The following is a 14,647-nucleotide window of genomic DNA, read 5'->3' as shown; positions in this document are numbered from 1 at the left end:
GGACGCGGGCCACGCGCACATAGGGAACAGGTCAACGGTGACAATCGGAATCTCCATCGCCCTCATCCTGTCGAGCTTGCTGATGGTGCTGCTCGTCCTGCTCCACAAGGGCAAGGGCGGTGGTCTCTCGGATCTGTTCGGTGGCGGTTTCTCGTCGTCGTTCGGAGGTTCTTCGGTGGTCGAGCGCAACCTCGACAGGCTCACCATCATCACCGGTGTGGTCTGGTTCGTCTGCATCATCGCGCTGGGTCTGCTTCTGAAGCCCTGACCTGGCTCTCGACAGGCGTGACAGTGGTTCAGTGCCCCGCACTCTACGTGCCGGGGCCATCGAGCGAGGAGTTCATCCGTGGGTAGTGGCAACGCGATCCGTGGCAGCCGTGTCGGCGCCGGCCCGATGGGGGAGGCGGAGCGCGGCGAGGCGGCTCCCCGTGTAAGGGTCCCCTTCTGGTGCGCCAACATGCATGAGACGCGTCCCAGCTTCGCCAGCGACGCGGCCATCCCCGAGTTCTGGGACTGCCCCCGGTGCGGCCTCCCGGCCGGTCAGGACGAGGCCAATCCGCCCGCGCCGCCGCGCAACGAGCCTTACAAGACGCATCTCGCGTACGTGAAGGAGCGTCGCAGCGACAAGGACGGCGCCCAGATCCTGGCCGAGGCGCTGGAGCGGCTGCGCTCCTCCTCGCGCCCGATCTACTAGCACCGCCTCCACCGGCATCGCCCGCCGCCCGGGTCACCCGGCGGCGCCCGGCCGGTGCCGTACGTGAAAGGCCTCCGCGGAACCCCCGCGGAGGCCTTTCGCGTGCCGAGTGCGAGTCCTCGTGCCGGGCGTAGGCTCCCGTGCCGGGTGCGACGCGGCCCGGGTGGGCGGCTCCGGCACCTCGGCCGCCCGGCCTCGCGCCTTCGACGACCCGTGCGTCCTCCATGCGGTGTCCACGGCGCGGGGAAGGACCGCGCCGGTCCGGCGCACGCGGTCGGATGGTGAGGAATAAAGCGGTTTACCCGATGCGACCGGCTGATTACTCTTGTTTTGCCGGCGTGGGGCGCTTCCGGCGGGAGAGCGGGCCCGTTGAGGGGTTCGAAACCCGTGTCGGCGCTGTTCCGGTGTCACACCGTGCTTTTCCAACGTTTTCCCTCTGTCGTGGATGAAACCGCATTTTCCGGCTTTCCTGGTGGGAGAGAGCATGCGTGGATGCAGTGCCGCGGGGTCGCGATCCATCGTCGCCTTTCTGTGCGCCGCCTTTCTCGTCGCCGGTTGCGGGGGTGACGGAACGTCGGCGGGGCTCACGCTTCCCGAAGACGCGCCGTCGCACGTGCGGCAGGCTTACCGGGAGGCCGAGAAGGCGGAGGAGGAGCGCGACGAGCTGGAGCGCGAGGCCATCGACGTGGTGGAGGACGTCCCCGTCCCCACCGGCACGCCGACGCCGAGTGCCCCGCCGCCCGACCCCTCGCCGTCCCCTTCGGGAGACGTCTCTCCTCCGGCATCGCCCACCGATCCGGGGCAGCCCGCCGATCCGCCCCCCTCGACGTCTCCGGTCAAGGGGGCGCAACTGGGCCGTTCTTTCGTCCCGCAGGAGATCGCGGCGGCGGTCAGGGCGTGGGTCGATGCGCAGAAGGAATGGATACGGCGCTGCATCGCGGCCCAGGCGGAGGTGGACGAGGTCAATAATTCGGGAGTCGGGCGGATAACGCAGCCGCTGTGCGAGGCGGACACACCGCCGCCCGAGCTCGTGCCGTGGATCAGAATTCTGGGCATTGATGTCGACAGCCTCAAATACGGCTGAATCAGCCGGGGAACCAGGGCAGGCGGACGGGTCACTCATGATCCGTGACGTGGTGGAGGCCATCGGGCTGATCGCCGCGCCGGCCACCCTTCTCACCGCGTTGGGGTTCTACTTCGGGTGGAAACGCACTCAGACCTACGCCGTCTATTTCGGCATCGACAACAGCATGCTGGGTTTCAGCATTCAGGAATATCTGCTGCGCAGTTCCACCTCCGTCTACACCGTCGTGCTCGGCCTGGTCCTGCTCTGTCTCCTCGTCCTCGGAGCACACCGGCTGATCCTGCACGGGCAGCGGCTGCCCCGGGGGCGCCTCGCCGTCCGGGCGGCGACCGCCGCGCTCACGGCGTTCGCCGTCCTGGCCCTGCTGATCTGGGCGGACGCCCCGCTGAACCGGTCGGCGGGGAGAGTCCCGGCGATCGCGCAGGCGGGTTTCGCGGCAGGCGTCGCCCTGCTCGGGGGCGCGGCGCTCCTGCTCGCCCGGCGGAGGATCGGAGGCCGTCGCCGCTGCGGCCCCGCCGACCGCGAAAGGATTCTGCGGGGCCGGAGGATCCTCCGCGCCGGCGTGGTGACCGTGACGTCCGTGAGCGCCCTCCTCGTGCTCGACGCGCTGGCCGTCGCCGGTGACACGCCGGTGCGGACGTCTCCCCTCCTGACCCGCGACACCGCTCTGTCCTGCGGTGTCGCCCTGCTCGTCTACTGCGGCCTGCTGGGGCGGCAGGAGTGGCGGGCGGGTCACCCGGCACGGGCCGCCGTCCAGGCGCCGCTGTGGCTGCGGACGCTCTCGGTGGTGCTCGTCGCGCTCCTCGTGGCCGTCGGAGTCTTCGCGGCCACCGACGAGTACGCCGAGCACGTCGGGACGCGGGAGGCGCGCCTGACCGCGGCGCGGCTCGAAGGTCGCAGGGGCGTGGTCGTCTACGCGGACAAGGATCCCGTGTTCCCACCCGGCGTGCGCTGCACCGCGCTGAAGGGCAAGCGCGTCGCCTTCCGCTACCGCTGCGAGGGGCTCAGGCTCCTGGTGCGGACCGGCAAGGGGGTGCTCGTGCTTCCGGCGACCTGGTCGCGTGACGACGGCATCGACGCCGGTGACCGTGTCATCGAGCTCCGCGAGGACAAGTCGATGCGGCTGGAGTTCACCCCCGGCGAGAGCGATCTGTTCCTCATCCCGCGGTGAGCGAGGGCTGTCCCGCTCTTTCCCGGCCGTCGGCCCCGGCGGTCGGCGCGGGAGCCGCTCCGGCGCCCGTCCCGGGCGCCGGGATCCTCACTCCCGGTCGTCGTCCAGGGCGAAGCGCAGGTAGCGGTCGGCGGAGCGGCGGACGGCCTCGGCGCCGTCGGTGTGCACGACCCGCCCCCACCAGCCGCCGTAGACGCGCTCGAAGCGGTACGGCTCCAGCAGCGACAGGGCGCGGCGGACCGTCCGGGGGCGCTCGGGGATGAGGTTGGGGTAGCTGTACATGAAGCTGACCCAGCGGCGGTCGGGCACCACCTGGAGGATGTCGCCGGAGAACAGGGCGCCGTGCCCTTGCTCGCTGTCACGCCAGTGCAGCACCTGGCCGCCGTCGAAGTGCACGCCCGCGTTGACCAGGGTCAGCCCTTCGCGGATCTCCAGCGCGTCGCCCTCCCAGAAGACCACGGAGTCGTCGGGGCGGGCCACCCAGCGCCGGTCGGCCGCGTGGACGTACACCGGCGCGTCGAAGACGTGCGCCCACTCGACCATCGAACCGTAGAAGTGCGGGTGGCTGATCGCGATGGCGTCGATCCCGCCGAGCTCCGTGACCTGCTTGATCACGTCGTCGTCGAGGTGGGTGACCATGTCCCACAGCACGTTGCCGGCGGGGGTGCGCACCAGCAGGGCGCGCTGTCCGATGGCCGTGGCGGGGTCGACGCCGACCCCCACCACCCCGTCGCCCTCCGGGGCGATCCTCGGCCGGTGCCCGGCCCGGCGCAGCTCGTTCAGGGAGGTCCATCGCTGGCCCTCCCAGCCGACGTACTGCCGCTCGTCCTCGCAGATCGGGCAGTTCTCGCGTGGGCCGCCGTACTGGACCCCGCAGGTCACGCAGATGGGCAGATCGTTCACGGTGTCCTCCCTGGGGACGGGTGCCCGCCCCCGGCGCGGGGCGCGGGACCCGGCGGGAACCCGTCCGGCTTCCGGATCGCCCGGGCTCCTCCCAGGAGGGTAGCGGCCCTCCCGGGAGGCGGGGAACGGCGGCCGCGTTCCCTCCCGACCGGCCCCGGCACGAACCCGGGAGTCAGCGCCGGTGGACGAGCTCGCCGCCGACGAAGGTCATGGCCACCTCCGTCCGCCAGATGTCGGCCTGGGGCTCGGTGAACGGGTCGCGGTCCAGGACGACGAGGTCGGCGCGGTTGCCGGGGGCGATGGTCCCCGCGTCGTCGTCGTGGTTGATCCAGGCCGAGCCCGCGGTGTAGGCCGTCAGCGCGGTGGCCAGGTCGAGCCGCTGGCCGGGCAGGAACGGGGTCTGCGCCGTCGGGTAGCCGGCGTGCACCGAGCTGCCCGGTTCGGTGCGGTTCACCGCCACGTGCATGCCCTGGAGCGGGTCGGCGTTGGAGACGGGCCAGTCGCTGCCGGCGCAGAAGCGGGCGCCGGCGCGCCGCAGGTCGGCGAACGGGTACTGCCACGCCGACCGCTCCTCGCCCAGGAACGGGATGGTCAGCTCGTCCATCTGGGCGTGGTGGGTGGCCCAGAGCGGTTGCAGGTTCGCCGTCACCCCGAGTTCGGCGAAACGCGGCACATCGGACGGCTCGACGATCTGCAGGTGCGCGATGTGGTGGCGGTTGGCCGGGTCGCTGCCCCGGAGGCTGTCCAGCGCCTCGCGGACGGCCCGCTCGCCGATCGCGTGGAAGTGCACCTGGAAGCCGTGCCGGTCCAGCTCGGCGACATAACCCTTCAGCAGCTCCGGGTCCACGTACGACAGGCCGGTGCCGCCGCAGCGGCAGTAGGGCTCGATCACCGCGGCGGTGAAGTTCTCGGTGATGCCGTCCTGCATGATCTTGACCGAGGTGGCGCGGAACCGCTCCAGGCCCGCGGCCGACGCGCGCCGCTCCACGAGCTCGGGGATCTGCTCGGCGCCGCGCGTGCGGTCCCACCACAGCGCGCCCACCACCCGGGCCTTGAGCGCGCCCGAGGCCGCGGCCGAGACGTAGGTGGGCAGCTGGTCGTCGGAGCCCGCGTAGGAGCCGACGACGGCGTCCTGCCAGCCGGTGATCCCCAGGGAGAACAGGTGGCTCTGGGCGTCGAGCAGCGCGTCGTGCAGGTCCCGGGCGGTGGGGCGGGGAGTCAGCAGGCCCACCAGGTCCATCGCGCCCTCGTGCAGCACCCCGCTCGGTGTGCCGTCGGGGTCGCGCTCGATCCGGCCGTCGGCCGGATCGGGAGTGTCGCGGGTGATCCCGGCGAGCTCCAGGGCCCTGCTGTTCACCCAGGCGGCGTGGTGGTCGCGCTGGAGCAGGTAGACCGGGCGGTCGACGAAGTCGATCTGCGAGCGGTGCGGCAGCCCGTCGGGGAAGGCGGACATGTCCCAGCCGCCGCCGTCGATCCACTCGCGGCCGGGGTGGGCGCGGGCATAGGCGGCGATCCGCCCGACGTACTCGTCCAGCCCGTACACCTCCGACAGGTCACACCTGGCCCGCTCCAGGCCCGCCTGGACCGGGTGGATGTGCGCGTCGGTGAAGCCGGGGGTCAGCAGGCCGCCGCCGAGGTCGACGGTCTCGTGGCCGGGGGAGGCCAGCCGGGCGACGTCGGACTCCCGCCCGGCCGCCGCGATCCGGCCGTCGCGGACCAGTACCGCCTCGGCGAAGGCGCCGCCGGCGAGGAAGGCGCGCCCGCCGCGGAACAGGATGTCGCTCACTTCGTCTCCTCAGCGTCCGGTGATGGTGTCGGCGACGCGGGCCAGCACGGAGGTCCGCCCCAGTCCGGCCTTCTCCCGGGCGTCGGCCCGGCGGTACAGGCCGTACATGGTGTGCACGCCGATCCAGCGCAGCGGTTCCACCTCCCAGCCCCGCACCCTGCGGCCGACCCAGGGCAGCGAGACCAGCTCCGTGTCCCGGCGCAGGACGAGGTCGCGCAGCGTACGGCCGGCGAGGTTGGTCGTGGTCACCCCGTGCCCGGTGTAGCCGCCCGCCCAGCCGATGCCGGTGGCGTGGTCCAGGTGGACGGTGGAGCACCAGTCGCGCGGCACGCCCAGCACCCCCGACCAGGCGTGCGCCACCTTCGACGCCCGCACCGCGGGGAACATCCCGGTCAGCAGCTCCCAGAGCGCCTCGACCGTCCACTCATGGGTGTGGCCGCGGTCGTCGACGCGTGAGCCGTACAGGTACGGCTTGCCGCGCCCGCCGAACGCGATGCGGCCGTCGGCGGTGCGCTGGGCGTACATGTAGTAGTGGGCCATGTCGCCGAGCAGCTCGCAGCCCTCCCAGCCGATCTCGTCCCACAGGTCGCCCAGCGGCTCGGTGACGATCATCGAGCTGTTCATCGGCAGCCACGCCCGGTGGTACTGCTTCAGCTCGGCGGTGAAGCCCTCGGTCGCGCGGATGACGTAGTCGGCGCGGACCGTCCCGCGCGGCGTGCGGGCCTCGTGCGGGACGATCTCGGTGACCGGGGTCCGCTCGAAGATCTCCACCCCCAGGTCCCGTACGGCCCTCGCCAGGCCGAGGGCCAGCTTGGCCGGCTGGATCCGGGCGCAGTGCGGGCTCCAGATCGCGCTGACCGCGCCCGCGACCCGCAGCCGGCTCTCCCGCTCGTCCGGTTCCAGCAGCCGGACGTCCTCCTCGGTCCAGCCCCAGTGGCGCTCGTGGGCCAGGAGTTCGCGCAGCCGCCGGTCCTGGGCGGCGTTGGTGGCGACCGTGGTGACCCCGCCCTTGACGATGTCGGCGTCGATGGCCTCGTCCCGGGCGGTGGCGATGACCTCGTCGATCGACTCGAACATCACCCGCTGGAGCCGCTTGGCGGCCGGCGCGCCGTGTGTCTTCGCGTAGCGCTCGGCGGTGCCGGCGAGTTCGCCGACCAGCCAGCCGCCGTTGCGGCCCGACGCGCCGTAGCCCGCGAACTCCTTCTCCAGGATGACGATCCGCAGGCCGGGGTCGGCCTTCTTGAGGTAGTAGGCGGTCCACAGGCCGGTGTAGCCCGCCCCGACGATGGCGACGTCGGCGTCGCGGTCGCCGGGGAGGGGAGTGCCGGGGGTGGGGATGCCGAGGGAGCGGTACCAGAAGGAGACGTCTCCGTTGACGAAATCCTCAGCCAGGGGAACACGCGTACTCATGGCCTCATATCCTGCTATATCCGTGTATCGGAGCGCACCATGCCACGGAAACCGTTGCAGAACCGCCGTCCTGCCGCGTAATGAGTGATCTTGCTAGGTGTAACGACGGGCTCACTCATGTGTAGCAGTTCCGTAACAGGGCCAGGTAAGGCTATGCCCTGACAAAAGGGAGCGTTCTGATGGGGTTTCTGAGGATTCGTACGACTGTCGACGAGCGACCGGGTCGCCTGGCCTCGCTGGCCGCCGCCCTGGCGGCCAAGGGCGGCAACATCCTGGGCCTGAGCGTGCAGACCGATGCCGACGGCACGGTGGACGAGTTCGTCACGGACATCCCCGCCGGGGCGGAGGCGGTGCGCGAGGCGCTGGAGGCGGCGGGTGGCCGGCGGGTCCAGGTGGTCACCGCCACCGCCCACGAGCTGACCGACGAGCCCACGCGGGTCCTCCTGCTGGCCTCCCGGCTGCGCACGTCGCCCTGGCGCCTGCCCGAGCTCCTGGCGGAGCTGCTGCGCGCCGACGACGCCCGCTGGGTCTACGGGTCCGAGATGAGCGACCTGCCCGACCCGACGCTGCTGACCGTGCCCGTGGCCCCGCGCCGCGCGATCAGGGTGCGCCGCGCCGAACTGCCCTTCACCCTGACCGAGGCCGCCCGCGCCGCCTCCTTCGTCCGGCTGGCGCAGCCGCCCGCCGACCAGACCGGCGCCGACCGCGACCTCAAGCTCTCCGACGGCGCCGAGGTCCAGATCCGGCCGCTCACCCAGCTCTACCGTGAGGCGGTCCGCGACCTGCACGACCGCTGCTCGCCCGAGGCCCGCAGGTTCCGCTACTTCACCTCGATGCCCATCCTGCCGCCCAAGGTCTTCGACCGGCTCTGTGACCGCACCCGCGGCCACTCCGTCGTCGCCGGGCACGACGGCCAGGTGGTCGCCCTGGCGAACCTGATGTTCACCCCGGACCCCGGCATCGCCGAGATCGCCTTCCTGGTCGAGGACCGCTGGCAGGGCAGGGGGCTGGGCACCGCGCTGGCGCGGATCCTCGTCCGCGAGGCCCGCGACCTCGGGTTCGCCGAGGTCAGGGCCACCCTGCTCTCCGACAACGTGCGCATGCGCAGGCTCCTGGTCTCGCTCGGCGCGACCCTGAACTACACCGAGGACCCCGGCGTGGTGGAAGCCAGGCTGGCCGTGGGCGTGATGGCGACGGCATCCCCGAGTTGAACCCATCACGTGGTCTCCCCGGTTCGGGATCGCTCAGGGATCGCGAACCGGGGAGACCGCTCTTTCTGCGTCTCCCGGCGGGGGCAGGCGCAGATGCTCCGGGCCCCGCCGGGCGTCGGTCCCGCGAGGACGCCGCGCCGCACGGGCCACCCGGAGGCCCCGGCGGCCCGCGCTCCACCATGCGGGAAAAGCTTACATAATGATGTGAGATTCGATCGGATTCTCTTTCGGGAGCCGGTACGGCGTGCGTAGGGTCGCCCGCATGACCATCGACGCCTTCATCGACGCGCTGCCCAAAGTCGAGCTCCACGTCCACCTGATCGGCTCCGCCTCGGTCCCGACCGTGCTGGAGCTCGCCCGCCGCCACCCCGGCGGGGGCGTGCCGGTGGACGAGGAGGAACTGCGCGCCTTCTACCGGTTCCGCGACTTCCCCCACTTCGCCCGGGTCTACGGGGCGGTCAACGCCCTGGTCCGCGAGCCCGAGGACGTGGCGACCCTGGTGCTGGGGCTGGCCCGCGACCTCGCCCGGCAGAACTGCCGCCACGTCGAGCTGACCGTCACCCCGTACGCCCACCACGTCGTGGGCATGCCGAGACGGGAGGTCACCGCGGCACTGGACCTGGCCGCCCGGCGCTCCCGCGAGGAGCACGGGGTGCGGGTGGCCTACATCTTCGACATCCCGGGCGAGTACGGCGCCGAGGCCGCCCGGGTCACCCTGGACCACGCTCTCCAGGAACCTCCCCATGATTTGGTAGGTTTCGGCCTGGCCGGTATCGAGCAGGAGCGGCCGAAGCACCGGGACGCCTTCCGGGACGCCTTCCGCGCCGCCACGGCCGCGGGCCTGCGCAGCCTGCCCCACGCGGGGGAGATGACCGGCCCCGAGACGATCTGGGAGGTCCTCGACCACCTGGGCGCCGAGCGCGTCGGCCACGGCATCTCCTGCCTGGACGATCCCCGCCTCGTCGCCCACCTGCGCGAGCGGCGGATCCCCCTGGAGGTGTGCCCCACCTCCAACGTGTGCACCGGCCAGGTCGCCCGTATCGAGGACCACCCGCTGCCCCGGCTGCTGGCCGAGGGCCTGTTCGTCACCCTCAACAGCGACGACCCGCCGATGTTCGCCACCACCCTGACCGGTGAGTACCGCGTGGCGGCCCACCACCTGGGCCTGGGCAGGGAGGACCTCGCCGCCCTGGCGCGCAACGCGGTCGAGGCGTCCTGCCTCGACTCCGAGAGCAGGAAGGCCGTCCTGGACGAGATCGCCGCCGTCTCCGCCGCCGTCACGCCCGCCTGACCCGTACGCCCGCGGGTCAGGGAGAGGAGGCCCGGCCCAGCGAGGCGGGGATCTTCGAGGCGGCGGCCCGGTCGAGGAGGAAGAGGGTGCGGCGGCCCCGGGCGCCGGCGGCGGGCACCTGCATGGGCCCGGAGTCGGACAGGGCCAGGCGGACCGCCCCGGCCTTCTCCTCACCGGCGGCGACCACCCACACCTCGTTCGCGCCCTGGACGACCGGGAAGGTCATCGAGATGCGGGTGGGCGGCGGTTTGGGAGAGCCGTGCACGGCGACCACCGAGCGGGTGTCGTACAGGGCGGGCAGGCCGGGGAAGAGCGAGGCGATGTGCCCGTCCGGGCCCATGCCGAGCATCAGCAGGTCGAACGCGGGCGCCGGCCCGTGGTCCTCGGGACGGGCGGCGCGGCGCAGCTCCTCGGCGTAGGCCTCCGCCGACTCCTCGGCGGTCATCCCCGAGTCGGGGCCGCGCATCACGTGGACCCGGGCGGGATTGACGTCGACGTGGTCCAGGAGTGCCTTGCGGGCGCCGGTCTCGTTGCGCTCGGGGTCACCGCTCGGCAGGAAGCGCTCATCGCCCCACCAGATGTCCAGGTTGCGCCAGTCGACGGCGTCCCGTGCCGGGGACGCGGCGATCTCGGCGAGGGTGGCGATGCCGACGGTGCCCCCGGTCAGGACCAGGTGGGCCGAGCCCTTGGCCGACTGGGCGTCGACGATGCGGACGATCACCCGGGCGGCGACGGCCTTGGCGAGCACGTCGGCGTCACGATGGATGATCACAGTGGGAACGCTCACGGAACTTCTCTTTCCCGAGGATGAGCGCCCCGCGGCGTGCCGCGGGGCGCTCACAGATCATGACTTGTGGGTCCGGGCGAGCCGCCGGATCGCGGACGCGTAGATCTCGTCCGGGTCCAGCCGCCGCAGCTCCTCGGCGAGCAGCTCCGACGTCGGGCGCCGGACCAGCGCGACGTGGCGGTCCGGCTGTCCGGGGCGGGACAGCGTGGCCAGGCGGCCGTCGCCCCGGGTGACGGTGATGTCGCCCTCGGAGGTGGCCAGCTTGACCGCGGTCAGGCCCGGCCCGCGGGACTCGGTCACCTTGATCGGAGCGCCGAGGCGCTCACCGAGCCACGCCGCCAGCAGCAGCGCGCTGGCGTGGCCGGGGGCGGCCTCGACCGTGCCGCTCTCGACCGTGCCCACCCGCTGGTCGAACGCGGCGGCCAGCAGGCTCCGCCACGTCGTCAGCCGGGTCCAGGCCAGGTCGGTGTCGCCGGGGACGTACCCGCGGGCCCGGCCGACGATCGCCGCGACCGAGTCGGCCTCGGCACGCGCGTCGACGATGCGCCGCTGGGCGAGCACGCCGATCGGGTCCTTGGCCGGGACGTCGGGGCAGTCGCCCGGCCACCAGACCACCACGGGGGTGTCGGGAAGCAGGAGCGGGCTGACCACCGAGTCGGCGTGCTCGGTCAGCTCCCCGTACAGGCGGAGCAGGATCACCTCGCCCGGGGTGGACTCGCCGAGCCGCAGCTCGGCGTCGAGCCGGTTGGGCTCCCCCGGGTCGCGGATGATGACGACCAGGATCCGGGAGGGATGCTCCCGGGCCGCCTCGGTCGCGGCCCGGACCGCGTCGTACTGGTTGCTCTCGGTACAGATCACCACGAGGGTCAGCACCATGCCGACCGCCGGGGTGCCCATCTGGTGACGCAGCTGGGTGAGCTGGGAGGAGATCTTCGACGCCGTCGTACCGCTCAGCATGAAGCTCGCCATCTACAACCTCCTCCAGGCGCGGCCGTCACGGGCCATCAGCTCGTCGGCCGACTTGGGGCCCCACGTGCCCGCCGGGTACTCCTCCGGCGCGCCCTGGGAGGCCCAGAACTCCTCGATCGGGTCGAGGATCTTCCATGACAGCTCGACCTCACGCTGGTGCGGGAAGAGCGGCGGGTCGCCGATCAGCACGTCCAGCAGCAGCCGCTCGTGGGCCTCGGGGGAGGACTCCATGAACGACTCGCCGTAGGCGAAGTCCATCGAGACGTCCCGGACCTCCATGGCGGTGCCGGGCACCTTGGAGCCGAACCGCACCGTGATGCCCTCGTCCGGCTGGACCCGGATGACCAGGGCGTTCTGCCCCAGGATCTCGGTGTCGTCCTTGCTGAACGGCAGGTGCGGCGCGCGCTGGAACATCACCGCGACCTCGGTCACCCGGCGGCCGAGCCGCTTGCCGGTGCGCAGGTAGAACGGCACCCCGGCCCAGCGGCGGTTGGCGATCTCCAGCTTGATGGCGGCGTAGGTCTCGGTGATGGAGTCGGGCGAGATGCCCTCCTCCTGGGTGTAGCCGATCACCGGCTGGCCGCCCTGCCAGCCCGCCCCGTACCGGCCGCGGGCGGTGGACAGCGACAGGTCCGACGGCAGCCGCACCGCCTTGAGGACCTTCTCCTTCTCCCTGCGCAGCGAGGAGGCGTCGAACGACGTCGGGTCCTCCATGCCGACCAGGGCCAGCAGCTGCAGCAGGTGGTTCTGGATCACGTCGCGGGCCGCGCCGATGCCGTCGTAGTAACCCGCCCGGCCGCCGATGCCGATGTCCTCGGCCATGGTGATCTGGACGTGGTCGACGTAACCCCGGTTCCAGATCGGCTCGAACAGGTTGTTGGCGAAGCGCAGCGCCAGGATGTTCTGGACGGTCTCCTTGCCCAGGTAGTGGTCGATGCGGAACACCGAGCTCTCGGGGAAGACCGCGCTGGTGATCTCGTTCAGCTCACGGGCGCTCTGCAGGTTGTGCCCGAACGGCTTCTCGATCACCACCCGGCGCCAGGACTCCTTGGGGCCGTGCGCGAGGTCGGTCCGCTTGAGCTGCTCCACCACGACCGGGAAGAACTTCGGCGGCACCGACAGGTAGAACCCGTAGTTGCCCCCGGTGCCCCGGGTCTCGTCGATCTCCTTGAGCATCATGGCCAGCGCGTCGAACGCGCCGTCGTCGGTGAACTCACCCGGGCAGAAGAAGATGCCCTCCGACAGCTGCTTCCAGACCTCCTCGCGGAACGGCGTCCGCGCGTGCTCCTTGACGGCGTCGTGGGTGAGTTGCGCGAAGTCCTGGTCCTTCCAGTCGCGGCGGGCGAAGCCGACCAGGGAGAAGCCCGGGGGCAGCAGCCCCCGGTTCGCCAGGTCGTAGATCGCCGGCAGCAGTTTCTTGCGCGCCAGGTCGCCGGTCACGCCGAACAGCACCAGCACACACGGTCCCGCCACGCGCGGCAGGCGCTTGTCGCGCGGGTCGCGCAGCGGGTTGGCCGCCACCACCTCCTCGGTGATGCCGGCCACCGCCGCCGAGGTGGCGGCGGTCGTCGTGCTCGTGACCTCCTCGGTCGCGGCGGTGGTTCTGGTGGCCTCTTCGACGTCGGCGGTGACGGTCTCGGCCGTCGCCTCCGCGGCCCGCGCCCTCGAGCTCCCCTTGCTCATTCTTCAGACCTCCCGCGGCCCATTCAGACCTCCCGCGCAGCCTCGAGGAGACGCGCGATGCCGGCCGCGCGGTCGGTCAGGTGAAGCCGTACCGTGGGGCGCCCGCGCTTGGCCAGCGCACCCTGGTCGCCCAGGGCCTGCGCGAGCTGGAGCCGGCCCAGGGTGTACGGCTTGCCGGGGACCTCGACGTCCTCCTCGACGGCCCCGGTGATCTGCAGGAACACCCCGTTCTGCGGGCCGCCCTTGTGGTACTGGCCGGTGGAGTGCAGGAAACGCGGGCCCCAGCCGAAGGTCACCGGCCGGTCGGTGCGGACCGCGAGCAGCCCGCGCAGCGTGGCCGGGTCGGCCGCGCTCCACGCGTCGGTCATCTCCTCGAACGAGGCGCCCTCGGCGGTGGGGGCGTCGAACGCCGCCTCCCGGTCGAGGTAGGCCATGATCGCGAGATAGCCGCGCTCGGGGATCGCCTCCAGCAGCCGGGTCAGCACGTCGGACAGGTCCTTGGGGGCCTGCCCGCCGGGCAGCTCGCCGTAGACCTCGACCGGGCCGTCGACCAGGAGCGGCGTGCCGGCCGGCAGCTCCGGCCGGTCGAGCAGCGCACCGGTGTTCTCCTTGGACTCGGCCACGTTCGGCTGGTTGAACGGGTCGATGCCGAGCACGCGGCCGGCGACGGCCGTGGCGTACTCCCAGACGAGGAACTGCGCGCCCAGCGGGCCGCTGACCGCCACCGCGCCGTCGGTGTCGATCCCGGCGATCAGCTCGTCGTCGGTGTCGTTCGGGTCGGCGCCGACGACGGGCAGGATGCCCTTGCCGGACTTGCCGGTGGACTCGGCGACCAGCTGCTCGATCCAGTCGGGCAGGCCGTTGATCTCCGACAGGCCGTCCTCGAGCACCAGCTTGTCGCGCCCGGCGACCGCGGCGGCGCCCAGGGCGGCACCGAGGTCGAGGCCGGGGTTGCTCTCCGCCTGCGAAAGCAGGGGCAGCACCTCGGCCGCGTCGTCGAGCAGCCGCGCCACGTCGGCGCCGGCCAGCGCGCTGGGCACCAGGCCGAAGGCCGACAGGGCGCTGTACCGGCCGCCCACGTCGGGGTCGGCCAGGAACACCTGGTAGCCCGCCTCCCGGGCGGCCTGCTCCAGCGGGGAGCCCGGGTCGGTGACGACGACGATCCGGCTCACCGGGTCGATCCCGGCGTCGCGGAAGGCCTTCTCGTAGACCCGCCGGTGGCTGTCGGTCTCGACCGTGCCACCGCTCTTGCTGGCGACCACCACGATCGTGCTCTCCAGCCGGTCGTCCAGCGCGCGGCGCACCTGGGCCGGGTCGGTGGTGTCGAGGACGGTCAGCGGCACGTCGGCGGTGGCCGTGATGACCTCGGGCGCCAGGGAGGAGCCGCCCATGCCGGCCAGGACCACGTGGTCCAGGCCCTCGGCGCGGGCCCGCTCGACCAGCTTGCCGATCTCGGGGAGCAGTTCCCTGCTGGTGGTGGGCAGCGTCAGCCAGCCCAGGCGGATGGCGGCCTCGGCCTCGGCGTCCGGACCCCACAGCGTGGGGTCGCCGTTCGCCAGGGCCTGCGGGACCCCCTCCGCGGCGAGCCGCTCGGCCGTCTCCGCCGCTTGCCCGGCGAGGTTCTCGTCGCCGAACGTTACGGACACTGACATGTGCTC

At 72.3% G+C, this 14,647-nt stretch carries 13 protein-coding genes; 6 read left to right on the top strand and 7 right to left on the bottom strand.

Translation table 11 applies throughout. The annotated features are described in order from the left end of the window. The first annotated feature begins 37 nt into the window (after positions 1–37). From secG to ABD841_RS10720, 4 genes are all read left to right on the top strand, one after another. The gene (gene secG, locus ABD841_RS10735; RefSeq protein ID WP_344970231.1) at positions 38–268 is read left to right on the top strand and encodes a preprotein translocase subunit SecG; all 231 of its coding nucleotides are present in this window, start codon (positions 38–40) and stop codon (positions 266–268) included. A 78-nt stretch (positions 269–346) separates the two neighbouring features. After that, a complete protein-coding gene (locus ABD841_RS10730) occupies positions 347–694 on the top strand; it encodes an RNA polymerase-binding protein RbpA (protein WP_084008585.1) in 348 nt (115 codons plus the stop codon). 484 nt (positions 695–1,178) lie between these two features. After that, positions 1,179–1,778 (top strand): hypothetical protein, encoded by a 600-nt coding sequence (locus ABD841_RS10725; RefSeq protein WP_344970226.1) that lies wholly within the window; start codon positions 1,179–1,181, stop codon positions 1,776–1,778. A 49-nt stretch (positions 1,779–1,827) separates the two neighbouring features. Continuing rightward, positions 1,828–2,949: a hypothetical protein gene (locus ABD841_RS10720; RefSeq protein WP_344970224.1), complete on the top strand. Its 1,122-nt coding sequence runs from the start codon at positions 1,828–1,830 to the stop codon at positions 2,947–2,949. Positions 2,950–3,036: 87 nt separating this feature from the next. On the opposite strand, the gene ABD841_RS10715 is transcribed toward ABD841_RS10720, so the two are convergent. The 3 genes from ABD841_RS10715 to ABD841_RS10705 all read right to left on the bottom strand — a co-directional run bounded on the left by ABD841_RS10715 (position 3,037) and on the right by ABD841_RS10705 (position 7,048). Then, the gene (locus tag ABD841_RS10715; RefSeq protein WP_344970223.1) at positions 3,037–3,852 is read right to left on the bottom strand and encodes an MBL fold metallo-hydrolase; all 816 of its coding nucleotides are present in this window, start codon (positions 3,850–3,852) and stop codon (positions 3,037–3,039) included. A 172-nt stretch (positions 3,853–4,024) separates the two neighbouring features. After that, entirely contained in the window at positions 4,025–5,638 is a 1,614-nt protein-coding gene (locus ABD841_RS10710) for an amidohydrolase (protein WP_344970221.1), read from the bottom strand. Positions 5,639–5,647: 9 nt separating this feature from the next. Continuing rightward, the gene (locus tag ABD841_RS10705) at positions 5,648–7,048 is read right to left on the bottom strand and encodes an NAD(P)/FAD-dependent oxidoreductase (RefSeq protein ID WP_344970219.1); all 1,401 of its coding nucleotides are present in this window, start codon (positions 7,046–7,048) and stop codon (positions 5,648–5,650) included. A 179-nt stretch (positions 7,049–7,227) separates the two neighbouring features. On the opposite strand from ABD841_RS10705, the gene ABD841_RS10700 reads away from it, so the two are divergent. Next, positions 7,228–8,259, top strand: coding sequence for a GNAT family N-acetyltransferase (locus ABD841_RS10700; RefSeq protein ID WP_344970218.1), 1,032 nt, complete (start codon positions 7,228–7,230; stop codon positions 8,257–8,259). A 262-nt stretch (positions 8,260–8,521) separates the two neighbouring features. Beyond that, complete coding sequence (add, locus tag ABD841_RS10695) at positions 8,522–9,550, top strand: adenosine deaminase (protein ID WP_344970216.1); 1,029 nt, start codon at positions 8,522–8,524, stop codon at positions 9,548–9,550. A 16-nt stretch (positions 9,551–9,566) separates the two neighbouring features. Here add and pgl read toward each other — a convergent pair whose 3' ends face one another. From pgl to ABD841_RS10675, 4 genes are read right to left on the bottom strand one after another with little or no spacing between them, the layout of a single operon-like run. Continuing rightward, complete coding sequence (gene pgl / locus ABD841_RS10690) at positions 9,567–10,337, bottom strand: 6-phosphogluconolactonase (RefSeq protein WP_344970214.1); 771 nt, start codon at positions 10,335–10,337, stop codon at positions 9,567–9,569. A gap of 57 nt (positions 10,338–10,394) precedes the next feature. Then, a complete protein-coding gene (locus ABD841_RS10685; RefSeq protein WP_344970211.1) occupies positions 10,395–11,306 on the bottom strand; it encodes a glucose-6-phosphate dehydrogenase assembly protein OpcA in 912 nt (303 codons plus the stop codon). Next, a complete protein-coding gene (gene zwf / locus ABD841_RS10680; protein WP_344970210.1) occupies positions 11,307–12,989 on the bottom strand; it encodes a glucose-6-phosphate dehydrogenase in 1,683 nt (560 codons plus the stop codon). Between the two features lie 23 nt (positions 12,990–13,012). Beyond that, the gene (locus tag ABD841_RS10675; RefSeq protein WP_344970208.1) at positions 13,013–14,641 is read right to left on the bottom strand and encodes a glucose-6-phosphate isomerase; all 1,629 of its coding nucleotides are present in this window, start codon (positions 14,639–14,641) and stop codon (positions 13,013–13,015) included. Positions 14,642–14,647 lie beyond the last annotated feature (6 nt).

This window comes from Streptosporangium fragile (assembly GCF_039534445.1).
GTDB classification, from domain to species: domain Bacteria; phylum Actinomycetota; class Actinomycetes; order Streptosporangiales; family Streptosporangiaceae; genus Streptosporangium; species Streptosporangium fragile.
Note: the sequence above shows the minus strand (reverse complement) of the source record. Positions and strands in the feature narration are given on the sequence as shown.

What these genes read in the sequence shown, in the direction of transcription:
- ABD841_RS10725 (WP_344970226.1), top strand. Translation starts at nt 1,179, where the DNA reads ATGCGTGGATGCAGTGCCGCGGGGTCGCGATCCATCGTCGCCTTTCTG.
- ABD841_RS10705 (WP_344970219.1), bottom strand. Translation starts at nt 7,048, where the DNA reads ATGAGTACGCGTGTTCCCCTGGCTGAGGATTTCGTCAACGGAGACGTC.
- ABD841_RS10700 (WP_344970218.1), top strand. Translation starts at nt 7,228, where the DNA reads ATGGGGTTTCTGAGGATTCGTACGACTGTCGACGAGCGACCGGGTCGC.
- add (WP_344970216.1), top strand. Translation starts at nt 8,522, where the DNA reads ATGACCATCGACGCCTTCATCGACGCGCTGCCCAAAGTCGAGCTCCAC.
- ABD841_RS10685 (WP_344970211.1), bottom strand. Translation starts at nt 11,306, where the DNA reads ATGGCGAGCTTCATGCTGAGCGGTACGACGGCGTCGAAGATCTCCTCC.
- zwf (WP_344970210.1), bottom strand. Translation starts at nt 12,989, where the DNA reads ATGAGCAAGGGGAGCTCGAGGGCGCGGGCCGCGGAGGCGACGGCCGAG.
- ABD841_RS10675 (WP_344970208.1), bottom strand. Translation starts at nt 14,641, where the DNA reads ATGTCAGTGTCCGTAACGTTCGGCGACGAGAACCTCGCCGGGCAAGCG.